The sequence below is a fragment of the Nocardia otitidiscaviarum genome, from assembly GCF_007362295.1.
In the GTDB taxonomy this organism is placed as follows: Bacteria; Actinomycetota; Actinomycetes; order Mycobacteriales; family Mycobacteriaceae; genus Nocardia; species Nocardia otitidiscaviarum.
This window is the reverse complement of the sequence record NZ_CP041695.1, coordinates 4,168,733-4,185,768: the sequence shown is the minus strand read 5'-3', so window position 1 is coordinate 4,185,768 and position 17,036 is coordinate 4,168,733. Positions and strand designations below refer to the sequence as shown.

Below are 17,036 nucleotides of genomic sequence, written 5' to 3'. Positions count from 1 at the left end.
CGGCCGATGCTACCGACGCCCCGGCCGGGACCGGGCCACGCCGACACGGGAGTTCGATAGGCGGCCACGGCGCGCGGGGCGCGGCGGCTCGGCGGTGCGACACCGCTTCGCCGTATCCATCGCTTCGCCGTATCCGTGGCCTGGCCGGAATCCGGGAGGTCGAACAGGCGTGCCCCACCGCCGCCCGTTGTCCGCTCCGACCCGGCCGACGGCCCGCGCGAACCCGAGTATCGTGTGTAACCTCACATTCGAAGCCGATGTCGCAGGTGGGGTTTCATTCCCGGCATCGGGGGCCGGTAGGGGCTCCGTAGACTGTGGCAAACACAGGAGTTTTCCGGAGGGAGCAATAGCCGTGGGAGTGCTTTCCCGGGTCGATACGCCCGAGGACCTGCGTCGGCTGTCGGTACCGGAGCTGGGCGAGTTGGCCGAGGAGATTCGCGAGTTCCTGGTGCGGAAAGTCGCCGCGACGGGCGGTCACCTGGGGCCGAACCTCGGCGTCGTGGAGCTGACCATCGCGCTGCACCGCATCTTCGACTCGCCGGCCGATCCGATCATCTTCGACACCGGTCACCAGGCGTACGTGCACAAGATCCTGACCGGCCGCAAGGACGGCTTCGACACGCTGCGCAAACAGGGCGGGCTGTCCGGTTACCCGTGCCGCGCCGAGAGCGAGCACGACTGGGTGGAGTCCTCGCACGCCTCGGCCGCGCTGTCCTACGCCGACGGACTGGCCAAGGCGTTCGCGCTGACCCGGCAGAAGCGGCACGTGGTCGCGGTGGTCGGCGACGGTGCGCTCACCGGCGGCATGTGCTGGGAGGCGCTGAACAATATCGCCGCCGGGCAGGACCGCTCGGTCGTCATCGTGGTGAACGACAACGGCCGCTCCTACGCGCCCACCATCGGCGGCCTGGCCGACCGGCTCACCGCGCTGCGCATGCAGCCCGCCTACGAGCACGCCCTCGACGCCACCAAACGCATCGTGCAGTCCATTCCCCGGGTGGGCGAACCGGCCTACTCGATGCTGCACGCGCTCAAGACCGGCATCAAGGACGCGGTCGCGCCGCAGGAGCTGTTCGGCGACATCGGGCTGAAGTACGTGGGCCCGGTGGACGGGCACGACCCGGTGGCCCTGGAAGCGGCGCTGCGGCGTGCCAAGGACTTCGGCGGCCCGGTGGTGGTGCACGCGGTCACCCAGAAGGGGCGCGGTTTCAAACCGGCCGAGGACCATGTGGCCGATCAGATGCACGCCGTGGGCCGCATCGATCCCGAGACCGGCGAGCCGGTCGGCAAATCCGGGGCGCAGAGCTGGACCGCGGTGTTCTCCGAGGAACTCATCGCCCAGGCCGAGCAGCGCGACGACATCGTGGCCATCACCGCCGCCATGCCCGGACCGACCGGGCTGAGCGCGTTCGGGAACCGCTTCCCGGAGCGCATGTTCGACGTCGGCATCGCCGAACAGCACGGTATCGCCTCGGCGGCCGGGCTGGCGCTGGGCGGTATGCATCCGGTGGTCGCCATCTACTCCACCTTCCTCAACCGCGCCTTCGACCAGCTGCTCATGGATGTGGCGCTGCTGAAGCTGCCCGTGACGCTGGTGCTCGACCGTGCCGGCCTCACCGGCGACGACGGCGCCTCGCACAACGGCATGTGGGATATGTCGGTGCTGGGCATCGTGCCCGGAATGCGCGTGGCCGCCCCGCGCGACGCGGCCACCCTGCGTGAGGAACTGGGCGAGGCGCTGCTGATCAACGACGGCCCGACCGCCATCCGCTTCCCGAAAGGCACAGTGTGCGAGGAGATCTCGGCCATCGAGCGGCATGACGGCATCGACGTGCTGCACCTGCCCGACGGTCGGGAATCGGTGCGGTCGGTGCACGGCGATGTGCTGCTGGTCGGCGTCGGCTGTTTCGCGGAACTGGCCATGCGCACGGCGGAACTGCTGGAGGCGGAAGGGATTTCGGTCACCGTCATCGATCCGCGCTGGGTGCTGCCCGTCAACGAGGGCATCGTGAAACTGGCCGAGCACTACCGCATGGTGGTGACGCTCGAGGACAGCGGCCTGCACGGCGGTATCGGCTCCTCGGTCTCGGCGCGGATCCGCGCCGCCGGGCTGGACGTGCCGACCCGGGAGATCGGTGTGCCGCAACGCTTCCTGGATCACGCTTCGATCGCGCAGCTGCGTCAGGAGCTCGGGCTCACCCCGCCCGATGTGGCCCAGCGGGTGACCGCCTGGTTGCGCGGGGGCGCGCTGACCGTCGACGCGGACGTGGTGGCGGAGCAGGCCGTCTCGTAGGGCGCGGAGTCCGCGCGATTTTCGGATGCGGGGCGCGGCTGCTCGCGTAGATTCTAGAACCGGTTACAGTTTATCGGGAACAGCCGGTTCAGGAGTTCGCATGTCCTTCGTGCTCGTCGAGAAGCCGCGTCCGCAGGTCGCGCTCATCACACTCAACCGCCCCGAGCGCATGAACGCCATGGCCTTCGACGTCATGGTGCCGCTGCGGGAGACCCTGCAGGCGGTCGCCGCCGACAACGAGGTGCGCGCGGTGGTGCTCACCGGGGCCGGGGAGGGCTTCTGCTCCGGGGCGGACCTCCAGCACTCGGGCAGCGTCCCCGGCGTCGCGGGGCTGACCCGGACCAGTATCGCCCGCCGCTCCATGGACCTGTTCAACGACGTCATGCTGGCGCTGCGCCGCATGCATCAGCCGGTGATCGCCGCCGTCAACGGCGCGGCCATCGGCGGCGGGTTCTGCCTCAGCGTGGGCGCGGACATCCGCATCGCCGCCGAGGGCGCCTACTTCCGGGCGGCGGGCATCAACAACGGCCTCACCTCCGCGGAGCTCGGCTTCAGCTATCTGCTGCCGCGCGCCATCGGTTCCTCCCGCGCCTTCGACATCATGCTCACCGGTCGCGACGTGGACGCCGCCGAAGCCGAACGCATCGGCCTGGTCTCCCGCGTCGTCCCCGCCGAGAAACTGCTCGACACTTGCTACGACCTGGCCGAGCAGATCCTGCGCTACAGCCGCGTCGGCACCGAGCTCACCAAGCGCATGCTGTGGAGCGGCATGGAGGCGGGCAGCTTCGAATCGCATATGCAGCAGGAGGGCATGGCGCAGCTCTACGTGCGGCTCACCACCGAGAACTTCGACGAGGCCATGCGGGCTCGCAAGGACCGCCGTCCGCCGGTCTACGAGGACTGACATCCGGCCGGTCATCCTCTGCCACTGGAGGACGACAGCCAGCCGGTCGGGGTGCACGATGGGCCTGTCGCCCGGGACGGCACCCGTCGCCTGGGCTGTGCCTGTCGCCGTGGGCCGCACCCGTCGCTGGTGCCGTGCCCGTTGCCGACCGGGGCCTTGCCCGCACCCGTCGCTGGGGGCCGTGCCCGTTGCCGGGGGCCGGGCCCGTTCTCGTCGCTGGAACTGTGCCCGTTGCTGGTGCCGCACCTGTAGCTGGTGCCGCACCTGTCGCGGGTGGCGGGCCTGTCGCTGCTGCCGCATCCGTCGCGGGTGCTGCGACCGTCCTCGCGCGGCGCGGGGTTATGTCTGCTGTGCGGGCGCGAAGAGCGCGGTGGCGAGGCGCGGCACCGTGAGTTCCCGCTGCCACGGGCGCGCGCCCCCGGCGCTGAGGTAGTCGTCGATCACGGCCGCACCGTCGCCATTGGCGGCGGTGCGCGGCAGACCGTCCCAGCACATGCGGCGCAGCAGGTCGGGCGTCAGCAGGTTCTCGACCGGAATCGACACCTCACCGGACAGATCGGTCATGGCGGCGCGGGCGCGCTGCAGTCGCGCGGCGGCGGCCGGGTCGCGGCGCTCCCACCGGTTCACCGGCGGGGGACCGTCGAAGGGCTGCGCCAGCGGGGGCAGTTCGCTGTCGGGCAGCGCGCGGGCCCGCTCCACCGCGCCCAGCCATTCGCGCGAGTACCGCCGTTGCCGCGGGCCGCCGAAGATCGGCAGGGCGCGCAACTGGGCGATGGTCTTGGGCTCGTTGGCGGCGGCGGCGATGATGGCCGAATCCGGCAGGATGCGGGCGGGGGCGACATCGCGCAGCCGGGCGAGCTTGTCGCGGGTGGTCCACAGTTCCCGGACGATGGCGAGCTGACGGGTGCGGCGCAGGGTGTGGATGCCGGAGGTGCGCCGCCAGCGGTCGGCCTTGGGTGGTGCGGGTTCGGCAGTGCGCACATGTTCGAATTCCTGCGCGGCCCAACCGGTCTTGCCCTGCTCGTCCAGTTCCACGGCGACCGCGTCGCGCAATTCCAGCAGCAGCTCCACATCGAGGGCCGCGTAGTTGAGCCATTCGTCCGGCAGCGGCCGCGTGGACCAGTCCGCCGCACCGTGCCCCTTGCGCAGTTCCCGCCCGAGCAGTCGCTCCACCATGGCGGCCAGGCCCACGCGCTCGAATCCGGCCAGCCGTCCACCCAGTTCGGTGTCGAACAGGCGGGCGGGGTACAGGCCGAGTTCGGCCAGTCCGGGCAGATCCTGGTCGGCGGAGTGCAGCACCCACTCCAGATCGTTGACGGCGGCGGCCAGTGGCTCCAGGTCCTGATCCACCGGAATCGGGTCGATGAGGAAGGTGCCCGATCCGGCGCGGCGCAACTGGATGAGGTAGGCACGGCTGGAGTAGCGGAAGCCGGACGCGCGTTCGGCATCCACGGCGAGCGGTCCGGAACCGGCGGCGATGCTGCGGGCGGCGGCGGCTATCTCGGCGGCGGTGTCCAGTACCGGTGGTACGCCGTCCACTGGCGCGAGCAGGGGGACCGCGGCAGTGGCTTCGGAATCGTCTGGTACGGACATGGTCTTGAACTCTACGGGTTGGGCGCGGCCGGGTCCGCGTCCCATTCGGATTCGGGCGGCTGCGGAGACTGCGCCGGACTGATCGGTATCGTACGTGGCCGCCGCTGATTTCGTTGCGGTACAGAAAGTTTGATGTTCAGTCAGCTGGACACCGGCCGGTCGCGGCTGTGACGAGGGTGATAGCGGAGTGATTACTGTTGCGTGTCGTCCGCGCCGCCCGGCCGCACCTCGAGGCGCGTCACCCCCGCGGGCGGCAGCCCGGCGGCGTAGGCGAGCACCTCGCCGAACGCCTCCACATGCGGCCGCATCAGGGTGTCGCCGACCGTCCAGGAGGCCCGCAGCTCCAGTTGCTGCGCGCGCGGAGGACCGGCGATATCACCGAAGCGCACCGAACTGGTCGCGGTCACGGTGCCGCCGAGCGCGGTGAACGGGACCCGCGATTCCAGGGCGTCCACCAGCCAGCTCCACGCCACCTCCGGCAGCAGCGGGTCGGCGGCCAGGGCGGCGTCGATATCGGCCTGGATGTAGGCGACCAGCCGGAACACCCCGTGCCAGGCCTCCTGGCCGTCGGGGTCGTGCAGCAGGATGAGTCGGCCGAAGGCGTCACCGTCGGAGTCCACGGGCACCACGGTGGTGTCGCCCTGCGTGACTTCCGCCCCGATGGCGTACGAGTAGGGGGCCAGGCGCTGCGGCGGGCGGATCGGTGCGAGCTCGATCCGAGGATGCACGGTTGCGGTGCCCATCGCCTCGACCGCGGCGCGGAACCGGGCGGGTTCATCGGGTTCCGGGGTCGGTGCGGCGCCGTCGCGGAAGTCGAGCGGTGTCACGCTCAAAAGGTAAACCTCCCGGGGCCGGTGTCGTCGGAGGCGCGCCGCCGGTCACCTCTACGATGAGCGGTGATGAGCACTCACACGCGCCGCCGCTTGACCGATGCCCCGTTCCTCGCCGCCGCCACCGGCGCGACGCCGCATCGGCGTCCGGTGTGGTTCATGCGCCAGGCCGGGCGGTCGCTGCCGGAGTATCGGGAGCTGCGCGCCGGGATCGGCATGCTGGAATCCTGCTTCAATCCGGAGCTCGTGTGCGAGATCACCATGCAGCCCATCCGCCGCCACCGGGTGGACGCGGCAATCCTGTTCTCCGACATCGTGGTTCCGCTCAAGGCCGCCGGTATCGACCTGGATATCGTGGCCGGTGTCGGCCCCGTGGTCGCGAATCCGGTACGCACCCTCGCCGATATCCGCGCGCTGCCGCGGTTGCGCGCCGAGGAGGTCGGGGCCGTCACCGCCGGTATCCGGCTGCTGCTCGACGAACTCGGCGACACCCCGCTCATCGGTTTCGCCGGCGCCCCCTTCACGCTGGCCTCCTACCTGGTCGAGGGCGGCCCCAGCAAGCATCACGAGCGCACCAAGGCCATGATGCTCGCCGATCCGGACGCCTGGCATCAGCTCATGGGCGTGCTCACCGACATCACCATCGAATTCCTGCGCGCCCAGCTGGACACCGGCGTGGACGCCATGCAGCTGTTCGACTCCTGGGCGGGCGCGCTGCCGCTGGCGCAGTACCGCGAGTTCGTACTCCCGCATTCCGAGCGCGTCTTCGCCGAGCTGGCCGAATACGGCGTCCCCCGAATCCATTTCGGCGTCGGCACCGGCGAACTGCTGGGCGCGATGGCCGAGGCGGGCGCGGATGTGGTCGGCGTCGACTGGCGCGTCCCGCTGACCGACGCCGTCCGCCGCATCGGCCCCGGCAAAGCCCTCCAGGGCAACCTCGACCCCGCGGTCCTCTTCGCCGGACCCACGGCCGTCGAATCCGAGATCCGCCGCATCGCCCACGAGGCCGACCAGGCCATCGCCCTCGGCGCCACCGGCCACATCTTCAACCTCGGCCACGGCGTCCTCCCCGACACCGACCCGGGCGCCATCACCGCCGCCGTGGAACTCATCCACAGCCTCCCCACCCCACTCTGACCGGCTGCCGCTACCAGGACCCGACGGGCTTCGGACGCTACGACGGTCATGTCGGTGGCCAGGGGCGGCGTGGGTCACAGCCGGTGCAGGAGTAGGTTCCGAAGGGCAGTGGCTCGCCGGTGGGATGGGGTGTCGCTGTCGCCTCGCTCGTGCGGTCGGGTGCGGTGATTCCGAGTGGCTGAGGAGTGGTCGATGCGGGTCGCGGTGGTCGGTGGCGGGATCAGCGGGTTGGTGGCGGCGTATCGGTTGCGGGGGGCGTTGGGGGAGCGGGTCGAGCTGGTGCTGGTGGAGGGGGGTGAGCGGGTCGGGGGGATTCTGCGGACCGTCGATATCGCGGGGGAGCCGGTGGATCTGGGGGCCGAGGCGTTCGTGGGGCGGCGGCCCGAGATCCCGGCGCTGATGCGGGAATTGGGGATCGCCGAGCAGTTGGTGCACCCGGCGGGCAAGCGACCGCTGATCTGGTCGGGCGGGGCCGCGCATCCGCTGCCCGAACGCACTCTCATGGGGATTCCCGCCGAGGCGGAAGCGGTTGCGGGGCTGGTCGACGCGGAGACCATGGGGCGGATCGCGGCCGAGCCGGAATGGCCGCTGCGCTGGGAACGCGGCGCGGATGTCGCGGTGGGCGCGCTGGTGGCGGAGCGTTTCGGGGCGCAGGTGGTGCGGCGCAGCGTGGATCCGCTGCTGGGCGGGGTGTACGCCGGAACCGCCGACACCATCGGAGTGCGCGCGGCCCTGCCGACCCTCGCGGCGGCGCTGGACGCCGGAGCCGCCAGTCTCACCGAGGCCGTGCGCAAGGCACTTCCGCCGCAATCGGATACACCGGTCTTCGGCGGCATTCGCGACGGCTATCGGGTCCTGTTGGACGCCTTGCGCGCCGCCGCCGCCGTGCGGGTCGAAACCGACACCGCCGCAACCCGTCTCACCCGCACCGGTGCGCGCTGGCAACTGGACCCGATCGGCCCGGTGGACGCCGTGGTGCTGGCCACCCCGGCCCCCGTCACGGCCACCCTGCTGCGCGAGATCGCCCCGGCCGCCGCCGATCTCGCCGGTGGCATCGAACTGGCCTCCTCCGCCGTGGTGGCGCTGGCCCTGCCGCGCGACACCCCGCTGCCGGACAACTCCGGAATTCTCGTCGCCACCGGAGAACCGCTGCGCGCCAAGGCGTTCACGCTCTCCAGCCGCAAATGGCCGCATCTGGCCGCCCGCGAGGTGGCGCTGGTCCGCGCCTCCTTCGGCCGCTTCGGCGATCCGGCCCCGCTGTCCTGGTCGGACGAGGACCTCACCGCCGCCGCCGTGGACGACCTCACCACCGTCATCGGCACCCCGGTCCGACCCGTCACGACGGTGGTGCAGCGCTGGCCCGGCGGCCTCCCGCAGTACGCCCCCGGCCACACCGAACGCATTGCCGCCCTGCGCGATACCGTCGCCGACCTTCCCGGCCTGGCCTTGGCGGGTGCCTACCTCGATGGTGTCGGAGTCCCCGCGTGCGCGGCTTCCGGCACCGCTGCCGCCACCCGTATCGTGGACCATCTGGCCAGCGTCCGGTAGCTCGATTCGGTGGACGGGGTGCGTGGCGAACGGCTCGGGCAGGAACGTGGCGCATGCGTTCTCTCCGATCGTGATGTCGGCAGCGGCGCGAATCCTCCCACCCGTCCCGGTTCGGGTATCCGTTGGCTCGGTGCTCGGTGCTCGGTGCTCGGTGCTCGGTGCTCGGTGCTCGGTGCTCGGTGCCCGGTGCGAGGCCGCCCCTCACGCCCGCGCGGGGTTGTCCCGCGGGTGCTCGCGGCACGGTGCCGATCCGGCGCGACGGCGGTGGCATCGTGCGACCGGCTGGCCAAGTGCGCGGGTGTGCGCTGAAACTCGCCGGTGGTGGATGTGTTCGACATCTATCCCGAACAGCGCGCCCGGCGTGCCGATACGATCCGGGCGAATGGCACGATGGGGGTATGGCGCGACTCGACTACAAGGCCCTCAACGACACCATCCGCTACCTCATGTTCTCGGTGTTCCAGGTGGAGCCCGGGGCGCTGGGGGACGAGCGCGAGGCGATCGTCAAGGAGGCGAGGGCCTTCTTCGATTCGCTGGAGGAGCGCGGGGTGGTGGTGCGCGGCCTCTACGACGTGGCCGGGATGCGCGCCGACGCCGATTTCATGATCTGGTGGCATGCCGAGCAGATCGAGGAGTTGCAGGCCGCCTACGCCGATTTCCGCCGCACCACCGAACTGGGCCGCGCCAGCGCCCCGGTGTGGAGCAATGCCGCCCTGCACCGCCCGGCCGAGTTCAACAAGAGCCACATCCCGGCCTTCCTCGCCGGTGAGGAGCCGGGCAAGTACATCTGCGTGTACCCCTTCGTTCGCTCCTACGAGTGGTACCTGCTCCCCGATGAGGAGCGCCGCAAGATGCTGGCCGACCACGGCAAGGCCGCCCGCGGCTACCCGGACGTACGCGCCAACACCGTCGCCTCCTTCGCCCTCGGCGACTACGAGTGGCTGCTCGCCTTCGAGGCCCCCGAACTGCACCGCATCGTCGACCTCATGCGCGACCTGCGCGCCACCGAGGCCCGCCTGCACGTCCGCGAGGAGATCCCGTTCTTCACCGGCCCGCGCGTCGAGGTGGAGCAACTGGTCAACGCACTGCCCTGAGCGCGATAGCCAACCGTTAGCCACCCGACTGCCCCAGGAATTCGGGGCATGCGGGGAATCCCTCGCTCTCCGTAGGGTTTCTGCGACTCGTTCGTCTGCGGAGTCCGAGGGGTGCGACCGCAGGAAGACTGGTTGTTCGTTCGGACCGCGACCACCGAGGTGTCACATGGGCGGTGACACCGACGTGTCGTGGGTCCGTTCGTCGTCCTCCCCGCTGCCCGCGCTACCGCTCGGTGGGCGTCAGCCGCAGCGAGATCGAATTGATGCAGTAGCGCTTGTCGGTGGGCGTCGGATAGCCCTCACCTTCGAAGACATGCCCCAGATGGCTGTGGCAGGTGGCGCACAGCACCTCGACCCGGCGCATACCCAGTGAATCGTCCGGGCGCAGGATGACCGCGTCGGAGTTCGCCGGATCGAAGAATGACGGCCAGCCGCAGTGCGAGTGGAATTTCTCGCCGCTGCGGAACAATTCGGCCCCGCAGGCTCGGCAGGAGTACACGCCTTCGGTCTCGGTGTCGGTGTATTCGCCGGTGAAGGCCCGTTCGGTGCCGGCCTCCCGCAGCACCCGGTACTCCTCGGGGGAGAGTTTGGCCCGCCACTCCTGCGGCGTCAGCTGAATGCGCGGTGCCGGAAGCGAGGTATCAGCATCGGAACTCATGCCCCCACGCTAATACGTCGCTTCGGCGCTCGCAGCGTCCTACGGCTTGGCGGTTTCGACGGCCTCGCGAGGCCGCCCGTTCAACCGCTCGCGCGTCACCGCGGTCTCCGGATGCATCCACGGCGGATCGAGGGTGAGGCCGACGCGCAGCCGACCCTCGCGCCTGGCGGCCAGATAGCGGTCACCCAGGACACAGAACACCACGATGAGCAGCAAACCCCAGCCGAAGGTGGTGCGCAGGTACTCCAGGGTGCGACCGGCGCTCTGCCAGCGGTCCGACAGCCACTTGTCGTAGGTCATGAAGCCGAAGATGGCCAGCCAGGCGGGCCAGTTCCGCAGCACCGAATTGCGCAGCACCACCGTCATGAGGAACGGGAACAGCAGCATGGAGTAGTACATCTGCCCGAGCGGCCCCAGCACGAAGACCGCGGTGAGCAGCACGCCGGAGCTGGTGCAGATGAAGAACAGCTCGTCCTGGCGGTAGTAGCGGTACAGCAGCCACAGCGAGAGCAGCACCAGTACGCCGATGCTGAGCCGGATGATCCAGGTCAGCCAGTCCGCGACACCGTAGTACATGCCGTTGCCGACGATGGAGCTGTTGAAGTAGTCCCGCGCCTCCGACAGGTACGGATAGGTGTGGGTCCAGAAATCCATCCAGTCCACGATGAGCGGCCAGGCCGCCAGGTTGAGCACCACCGGGACGCTGATCGCCGGGACGAGCGTCTTCCACTGGCCGCGTGCCACCGCGACGAGCAGCAGCGGCGCGAGGATCGGCCCCTTCACCGCGATCGCCAGCCCCATGGCCACACCCGCCCACAGATCCCGCCGTTGCAGCAGCAGGTGGATGAACACCACTTCGATCAGCAGAATGCAGCCGTTGATATTGGTGAAAACCAGTGTGTTGATCACGGTCTCGGACATGAACATGGCCAGCAGCAGCGCGGGCGCGGCCACCGAGGAGAGCGTGAACTTGAACAGCCGCAGCAGCAGATACCAGGCGAGCAGAATCGCGACCGCGTTGAGCAGGATGAAGCACCAGCGCGACTTCTCCGGATCGAGAATCGCCAGCGGCGCGATGAGCAGTGTCCCGCTCGGCGGGTACAGGTAGTGCGGGTCGGTGGAGCCGAAGTTCGCGGTGTAGATCGGCTGGTGGTTCAAGAACGCCAGCGACGCGTTGTAGACCGGTCGGAAGTCGTCGGTGATGAATCCGTTGACGGCCTTGATGAACACTCGGTTCAGTACGGTCAGGATCGCGAAGGGCCACAGTGCGAAGTTCAGGACCTCGGCGGTGGTACGAGCTGTTCGGGGCTCGAGCTGGCGAAGGAACACTGGGGCACGGTACACCGGAAGGTACCGTCATGGGTGCGCGGACCCGCCGAAAGCGTGCGATAGCGCACAATCTCCCGGGGCATCGGCGTGGCCGCGCTGACCGGCGCGACTCCCGCCTACCGGTCATCCGACCGACCGATCGGGCTCAGGCCGGGCAGGCGGTGCCGTTCTCGGGCAGGGTGCCCTGCCGCAGGTAGTCCACGACGGCCCGCTGCGCACAGCCGGAATGCGACACCACCGGATGCCCCCACCCCTGCCATTCCACGGTGGAGGTGCGCGCCCCCGCCGCGGCCAGCGCCCCGGTCACCGTGGGCCGTCCCTCATCACCCACCACCGGGTCGGCCTTCGCGCCCAGCACCAGCGTGTCGAGTTCGAACTTCTCCGGCATGGCCTGCGGTGCGGCGACCGGCCAGGCCGAACACACCATGAGGTCGATGGCCGCCACCCGCCCGAACACCGGGTATTCGCCGCCCCAGGTGCCCATCAGCTCCCGGGCCTGCACCGGGGTGGCGGGCAGCTGGCTGTCGCTGCACCGGTTCACGAACGCGCCGTCGTTGGCGATGGCAGCGGCGGCCCGCTGCACCCGCGGCGTGATGGGTCCGCGATCGCCGCGGCCGAGTGCGGCCAGGGCGTCGGCGAATTCGGTGACGACCGGATTCGGCAGTCCGCGCGGATCGCCGAGGAAGTCGCTGAGCGTGGTCACCAGCGCCGCCGCCGACAGCTCCCCGAACTCCCCGCGCTCGGCCCGCGCCACCAGATCGGCGATGGCGGTGCGCGGATCGTCACCCAGGGCGCAGTTCAGGGCCCGGCAGCGCTGCGCGAAGGCGGTGAGCGCGGCCTCGGCGCCCTTGACCCGCTGTTCGGCCCGTCCGACGGCATCGGTGTCGACCGGTTCGGGTGAGTCGAGCACCAGGCGGGCGAGGTGGTCGCCGTACTTGCGGGCGTAGGCCAGCGCGATATTCGACCCGCTGCCACTGCCGAGCAGTGCGATGTGCTCGACCTGCCACTGCCGTCGCAACTGCTCGATGTCGTCGGCGGCGTGCGCGGCGTCGAAGGTGCCCTGTCCGGGTTGCAGGTAGTCCTGGCAGGAGATGGTGGCGTCCTGGCTCAGCCCGGCCACCGCCGCCACCGGATCGCTTGCCCCGGGACCGAATTGGGCCTGGTCGAGCAGTCGCTGCCGGATATCGCCGCCCACGCAGTCGATGGGTTCGGAGCTGCCGATGCCGCGCCGATCCACGGCCACCACGGGCCGCTCGCTCAGCAGCGCTCCCGCTCCGCCCGCCGCGAAGGCCGCCAGCGTGGCGGTGGAGGCCCGGTCCGAACCCGACGTCAGCACCAGCGGTGCGGCGTCGGCGGGGGTGCGGTCGTAGCGGGCGCGCAGGGCCGCGGTCTGGAAGTTGCCGCCCACGCCGCCGGTGGCGTCCACCTGCGTGGTGTATTCGGCGCACTCCAGGACGAGACCGGCGGGCGGCGTGCCCAGTGACAGCAGATTGAAGGTGGGGACGGTGCAATCCCGCCATGCCAGCTCGGTTTTCGGCACCTCGGGAGCCGGGGGCGGGGTGGGTTCGGTGGAGGTCTGCACCTCCCCGGCCTGGCGCGGCCGTTCGACGGCGACGTCGGGGCGGTCCGACGGTCCGGCCCCGCAGCCGGTGGTCACCAGGATCGAAAGTGTCGACGCCAGCAGAGCGGCCCGAGTCCAGCGCATGCGCTACAGCCTGCCAGGTCCGGCGGCCGGTTTCAGCAATGGGTGGGGCGGCCGGTGCGCCGCCGACGCCGGGGACGAGGTCGCGAGGGTGGCGTCAGCCGTGCGGGTGGGCGCGTTCCCAGCGGGTGAGCATGGTGCCGTCGTCCGCGAGCAGCAGGTGCCGACAGCACATGGGGGTCGGCATGGCATTGGGGGACAACGCGATCCGCCGTCCGGTTCCGCCCACCAGCAGGGGTGTCACGGTGAGGCAGAGGTCGTCGACGGCCTCGGCCTCGATGAGGTCGCCGAACAGTGCGGGGCCGCCCTCGCACAGCACCCGGCGGAAGCCGCGTTCGCCCAGGGCGGTGCGGATTCCGTCTGCGGTGCAGGCGGTCTCGCCCGCTTCGACGATCTCGGCTCCGGCGTCGGTGAGCGCCTTCTTGCGGTCGGCGGGCGCGTCGGCGGTGGTGAGGATGAGCGGATGCGCGCCGGTATCGGTGAACAGGCGGCTGGTGGGATCGAGTGCCGCACTGGCGGTGACCACCGCGATGCGGGGTGGTGCGCCGTCCGGGTGGCCGCCGAACCCGTGGTGGTGCAGCCGGATTCGCAGGCGCTCGTCGGTGTGGGCGGCTCCGTAGTTCTCGGCGCGGGCGGTGCCCGCACCGACGAGCACCACGTCGGCGAGGTCACGCAGCAGATGGAAGACCCTCTTGTCGGCGGGGGTGGCGAGTCCGCCGGATCGTCCGTCCAGGGTGGCCGTCCCGTCGATGCTGGTGACGAAGTTGACGCGTATCCACGGCCGATCCGGTCGCGCCGGATAGGCGTACATCCCAACCAGGTGGTCCGCACCGATGGCTGCGAGCTGGGTCACATTGGGGATACGCTGCATGACTGTCCATCACACCACGTCAGTACGCTACGCGGGTGCAACAACGCCTCGTCGATCGCCACCCGGAGGTTCCGGCAGATCAGCTCGTCGCCCAGATGGTGCCGCCGCCCACCTTCGACGAGGTGAGCTTCGCCTCCTACATCCCCGATCCCAAGGAGCCGACCCAGGCCGCCGCCGTGCGCACGGCCGAGGAGTTCGCCGCCCAGGTCACCAAGGTGCGCAAGGCCGCCGACAAGAAGGGCCTGTTCGGCAAGAAGAAGCCGGTGCAGGGCGTGGGCCTGTACCTGGACGGCGGCTTCGGTGTCGGCAAGACCCACCTGCTGGCCTCGATCTTCCACAGCGTGCCCGCTCCGAAGTCCTTCGGCACCTTCGGCGAGGTCACCAACCTGGTCGGCGCGCTCGGCTTCAACAACGCCGTGGAGCGGCTCGCCGCCAACAGCGTGCTGTGCATCGACGAGTTCGAACTCGACGATCCGGGCGACACCATGCTGGTCTCGCGCCTGCTGACCGAGCTGACCGCGCGCGGTGTCTCGGTGGCCGCCACCTCCAACACCCTGCCGGGGCAGTTGGGCGAGGGCCGCTTCGCCGCCCAGGACTTCCTGCGCGAGATCAAGAAGCTGGGTTCGCTGTTCGAGGCCGTGCGCGTGGACGGACCCGACTACCGGCACCGCGACCTGCCGCCCGCCCCCGAACCCACCGCGCCCGAGCTGCTGGCCGAGAAGGCCGCCGCCACACCGGATTCCACCCTCGACGAGTTCGACCAGCTGTGCAAGCACCTGAGCACCCTGCACCCGTCGCGGTACGGCGCGCTGATCCACGGCATCTCGGCGGTCTACATCTCCGGTGTGCACACGGTGACCGATCAGGCGGTGGCGCTGCGCATCGTGGTGCTGGCCGACCGGCTCTACGACGCCGGTATCCCGGTGACCGTCTCCGGCGCCAAACTGGACCGGATCTTCTCCCAGGAGATGTTGGACGGCGGCTACCGAAAGAAGTACCTGCGCGCCATTTCGCGCCTGCTGGCGCTGTCGCGTTTCGAGGCCCCGGCCGCGTCCTGAGGCGGGCGGGCCCCGGCCGCGATACTTCCGTCCGGTAATTTGCCGGGGGATCGCCGGACCGTGGAGTCCGGCCGACGGAAAGAGGTACTCATGGTGCGCGACCGCGCTGTCCGGGCCGTCGTGACGGCCGCCCTCTGTTTCGCCCCCGTCGTCGGCGCGGCGGGCACCGCCGCGGCGGCCGATCCGTCCGCCGCGACCACCGCCGTGGTGGTGAGCACCGACGATCGGTCCCTCGGGTTGCGGGGCGTCGCCAACGCCCGTGACGCGGGCGGCTACCGCACCACGGACGGGCATACCGTGCGCACCGGTCTGGTGTTCCGCAGCGGGGATCTGAGCAAGGCCACCGACGCCGATCTGGCCGCGCTCACCGCCCGTGGCCTGACCGTCGTCGACGACCTGCGCACCTCCTTCGAGCGCGCCGCCGCCCCCGATCGGGTGCCGGTCGGCGCGACGCTGAACCACGATGACGTCATCGGCCAGGCCCCGCCGCAGGTGCTGGTCTCCACGCTGTCGGCGGGCGCGGATCTCTACCGCGCCTTCATCACCGCCCCCGGCGCGAACGAGGGCTTCGCGAGTGTCTTGCGCGATATCGCCCACGCCGACGGTTCGGTGCTGTTCCACTGCACCGCGGGCAAGGACCGCACCGGGTGGACCGCCGCGGTGCTGCTCACCCTTCTCGGCGTGGACCGCGACACCGTCACCTACGACTACCTGCTGTCGAACCACTATCGCGGGGCGGCGGAGAACGACGCCCTCAACGGTGTGGTCCCGGCGGCGCTGGACGCGGCATTCGACCAGGTCGACCGGAGCTACGGCAGCTTCGACGGCTACGTCCGCGACGGCCTGCGGCTGACCGATGCCGACATCGCGGCTCTGAAGGCGAAACTGCTCGCCTGAGACAAGCGAAACCGCTCGCCTGAGACAAGCGAAACCGCTCGCCTGATACCCGGTGCCGTGCCCGGACGCGGGAATCCCGGGCCGGCGGCTGTCACCGGTGCCTAACCGGCGTCTGCCACCGCGCGCATCCGATCTCCGCGCGAGCTGTACAGCTCCCGCGCGCGGGCCGGGGTGATGGTCTCCGGTGTGGTCGGCGGTTCGTATTTCACGTGCTGGGCCAGGATCTGTCCGGCCATCGGCGCGATGAGCGGGGCGGCCTTGATCAGGCCGAACGAATTGAACAGCGCGAACAGCCAGACCAGGATCTTCGCGGCGGGACGGACGGCCAGATCCACCAGCACCGGGTAGTCGTACCCGCCGAGGCGGCGCATCCACTGCGGGGTGATGGGCGCGGAGGCGAGCGACAGCAGCCTGCTGCCCAGCGCGTAGGTGATCCCCGCGCCGTTCTTCCGGGATGTCCACAGCAGATGCCGCATTCCCTCGGCGGCGGCCTCGGAGACGCACAGCCGCGGGCGCACCCGCGCGTAGTACTCGCGCACCTCGGCGCGGTTGCGCGGGACGTCCTCCGGCTTGCAGGTCTGGAGTTCGGCCGCGATGGCGCATTCGGCCCAGTACCGTTCGTCCTCCTCGGGGGTGAGCGGGCCGGGACCGTACACCTCGTAGGCCTTGAGCACCGAATGCCAGCCGGTGATGTGGATCCACAGCTGGGTCTCGGGACTGTTGGCGCTGTAGCGCTGCCCGCTGATCGGTTCGATGCCGGTCATGGGCGCGTGCACCCGCATGAGGTGTTCGGACGCCTGGATGGCGGTGCGTCCGTCCCCGATGGCCGCGATGAGGAAGTACGAGAACGTGTTGTCCAGCCGACTGCGCGGATCGGTGTAGATGCCCCGGGCGTCGGCTACGGCCGCGGTCAGGAACGGATCGAAGTGTTCCAGAACGACCGCCCGCTGGAAGCCGATGACCGCGGTGGGAGCGGTCCAGATCTTCCAGCTCAGCGAATCGGGGCCGAAGAACCCGTAATCGTCCCTGCGGAGGGTGGTCGGATCGAAGGCCATGGGGGCTGCTCCCTCGGTGCGTGCTGCGCCGGACGGCGAATACAACGCCACCGTAGCAATTGCGGAT

At 70.3% G+C, this 17,036-nt stretch carries 14 protein-coding genes; 7 read left to right on the top strand and 7 right to left on the bottom strand.

Features of this window, described 5'->3' with window-relative positions; translation table 11 throughout:
* Positions 1–352: 352 nt before the first annotated feature.
* Together dxs and FOH10_RS18580 are read left to right on the top strand one after the other, a co-directional pair.
* Positions 353–2,293 carry a 1-deoxy-D-xylulose-5-phosphate synthase gene (dxs, locus tag FOH10_RS18585; RefSeq protein WP_029924119.1) on the top strand — a complete coding sequence of 647 codons (1,941 nt, stop codon included), beginning with the start codon at positions 353–355 and terminating at the stop codon, positions 2,291–2,293.
* A 100-nt stretch (positions 2,294–2,393) separates the two neighbouring features.
* On the top strand, positions 2,394–3,197 hold the full coding sequence (locus FOH10_RS18580) for an enoyl-CoA hydratase (RefSeq protein WP_143981694.1): 804 nt from the start codon (positions 2,394–2,396) through the stop codon (positions 3,195–3,197).
* Between the two features lie 339 nt (positions 3,198–3,536).
* Here the strand turns inward: FOH10_RS18580 and FOH10_RS18570 are convergent, their stop codons facing one another.
* Entirely contained in the window at positions 3,537–4,790 is a 1,254-nt protein-coding gene (locus FOH10_RS18570; RefSeq protein ID WP_143981692.1) for a ribonuclease D, read from the bottom strand.
* 191 nt (positions 4,791–4,981) lie between these two features.
* Positions 4,982–5,533, bottom strand: a complete 552-nt coding sequence (locus FOH10_RS18565; protein WP_228814472.1) for a DUF3000 domain-containing protein — start codon at positions 5,531–5,533, stop codon at positions 4,982–4,984.
* Positions 5,534–5,689: 156 nt separating this feature from the next.
* On the opposite strand from FOH10_RS18565, the gene hemE reads away from it, so the two are divergent.
* From hemE to hemQ, 3 genes are all read left to right on the top strand, one after another.
* A complete protein-coding gene (gene hemE, locus FOH10_RS18560; protein WP_143981690.1) occupies positions 5,690–6,757 on the top strand; it encodes a uroporphyrinogen decarboxylase in 1,068 nt (355 codons plus the stop codon).
* 192 nt (positions 6,758–6,949) lie between these two features.
* Entirely contained in the window at positions 6,950–8,305 is a 1,356-nt protein-coding gene (locus tag FOH10_RS18555) for a protoporphyrinogen oxidase (RefSeq protein WP_143981689.1), read from the top strand.
* A 398-nt stretch (positions 8,306–8,703) separates the two neighbouring features.
* Complete coding sequence (hemQ, locus tag FOH10_RS18550; protein WP_143984181.1) at positions 8,704–9,399, top strand: hydrogen peroxide-dependent heme synthase; 696 nt, start codon at positions 8,704–8,706, stop codon at positions 9,397–9,399.
* A 223-nt stretch (positions 9,400–9,622) separates the two neighbouring features.
* On the opposite strand, the gene msrB is transcribed toward hemQ, so the two are convergent.
* From msrB to FOH10_RS18530, 4 genes are all read right to left on the bottom strand, one after another.
* Positions 9,623–10,057: a peptide-methionine (R)-S-oxide reductase MsrB gene (gene msrB / locus FOH10_RS18545; RefSeq protein ID WP_029924133.1), complete on the bottom strand. Its 435-nt coding sequence runs from the start codon at positions 10,055–10,057 to the stop codon at positions 9,623–9,625.
* Between the two features lie 39 nt (positions 10,058–10,096).
* Positions 10,097–11,386 (bottom strand): glycosyltransferase family 87 protein, encoded by a 1,290-nt coding sequence (locus FOH10_RS18540; RefSeq protein ID WP_244961271.1) that lies wholly within the window; start codon positions 11,384–11,386, stop codon positions 10,097–10,099.
* Between the two features lie 145 nt (positions 11,387–11,531).
* Complete coding sequence (locus tag FOH10_RS18535) at positions 11,532–13,091, bottom strand: alpha/beta hydrolase (RefSeq protein WP_143981687.1); 1,560 nt, start codon at positions 13,089–13,091, stop codon at positions 11,532–11,534.
* Positions 13,092–13,185: 94 nt separating this feature from the next.
* Entirely contained in the window at positions 13,186–13,941 is a 756-nt protein-coding gene (locus FOH10_RS18530) for a pyrimidine reductase family protein (protein WP_308212914.1), read from the bottom strand.
* A gap of 53 nt (positions 13,942–13,994) precedes the next feature.
* Here FOH10_RS18530 and zapE point away from each other — a divergent pair, with 53 nt between their 5' ends.
* Together zapE and FOH10_RS18520 are read left to right on the top strand one after the other, a co-directional pair.
* Positions 13,995–15,017 (top strand): cell division protein ZapE, encoded by a 1,023-nt coding sequence (gene zapE, locus FOH10_RS18525; protein ID WP_143981685.1) that lies wholly within the window; start codon positions 13,995–13,997, stop codon positions 15,015–15,017.
* Between the two features lie 90 nt (positions 15,018–15,107).
* Entirely contained in the window at positions 15,108–15,914 is an 807-nt protein-coding gene (locus FOH10_RS18520; protein WP_143981684.1) for a tyrosine-protein phosphatase, read from the top strand.
* A 101-nt stretch (positions 15,915–16,015) separates the two neighbouring features.
* On the opposite strand, the gene FOH10_RS18515 is transcribed toward FOH10_RS18520, so the two are convergent.
* A complete protein-coding gene (locus FOH10_RS18515; RefSeq protein ID WP_143981683.1) occupies positions 16,016–16,969 on the bottom strand; it encodes an oxygenase MpaB family protein in 954 nt (317 codons plus the stop codon).
* Between the last annotated feature and the right edge of the window lie 67 nt (positions 16,970–17,036).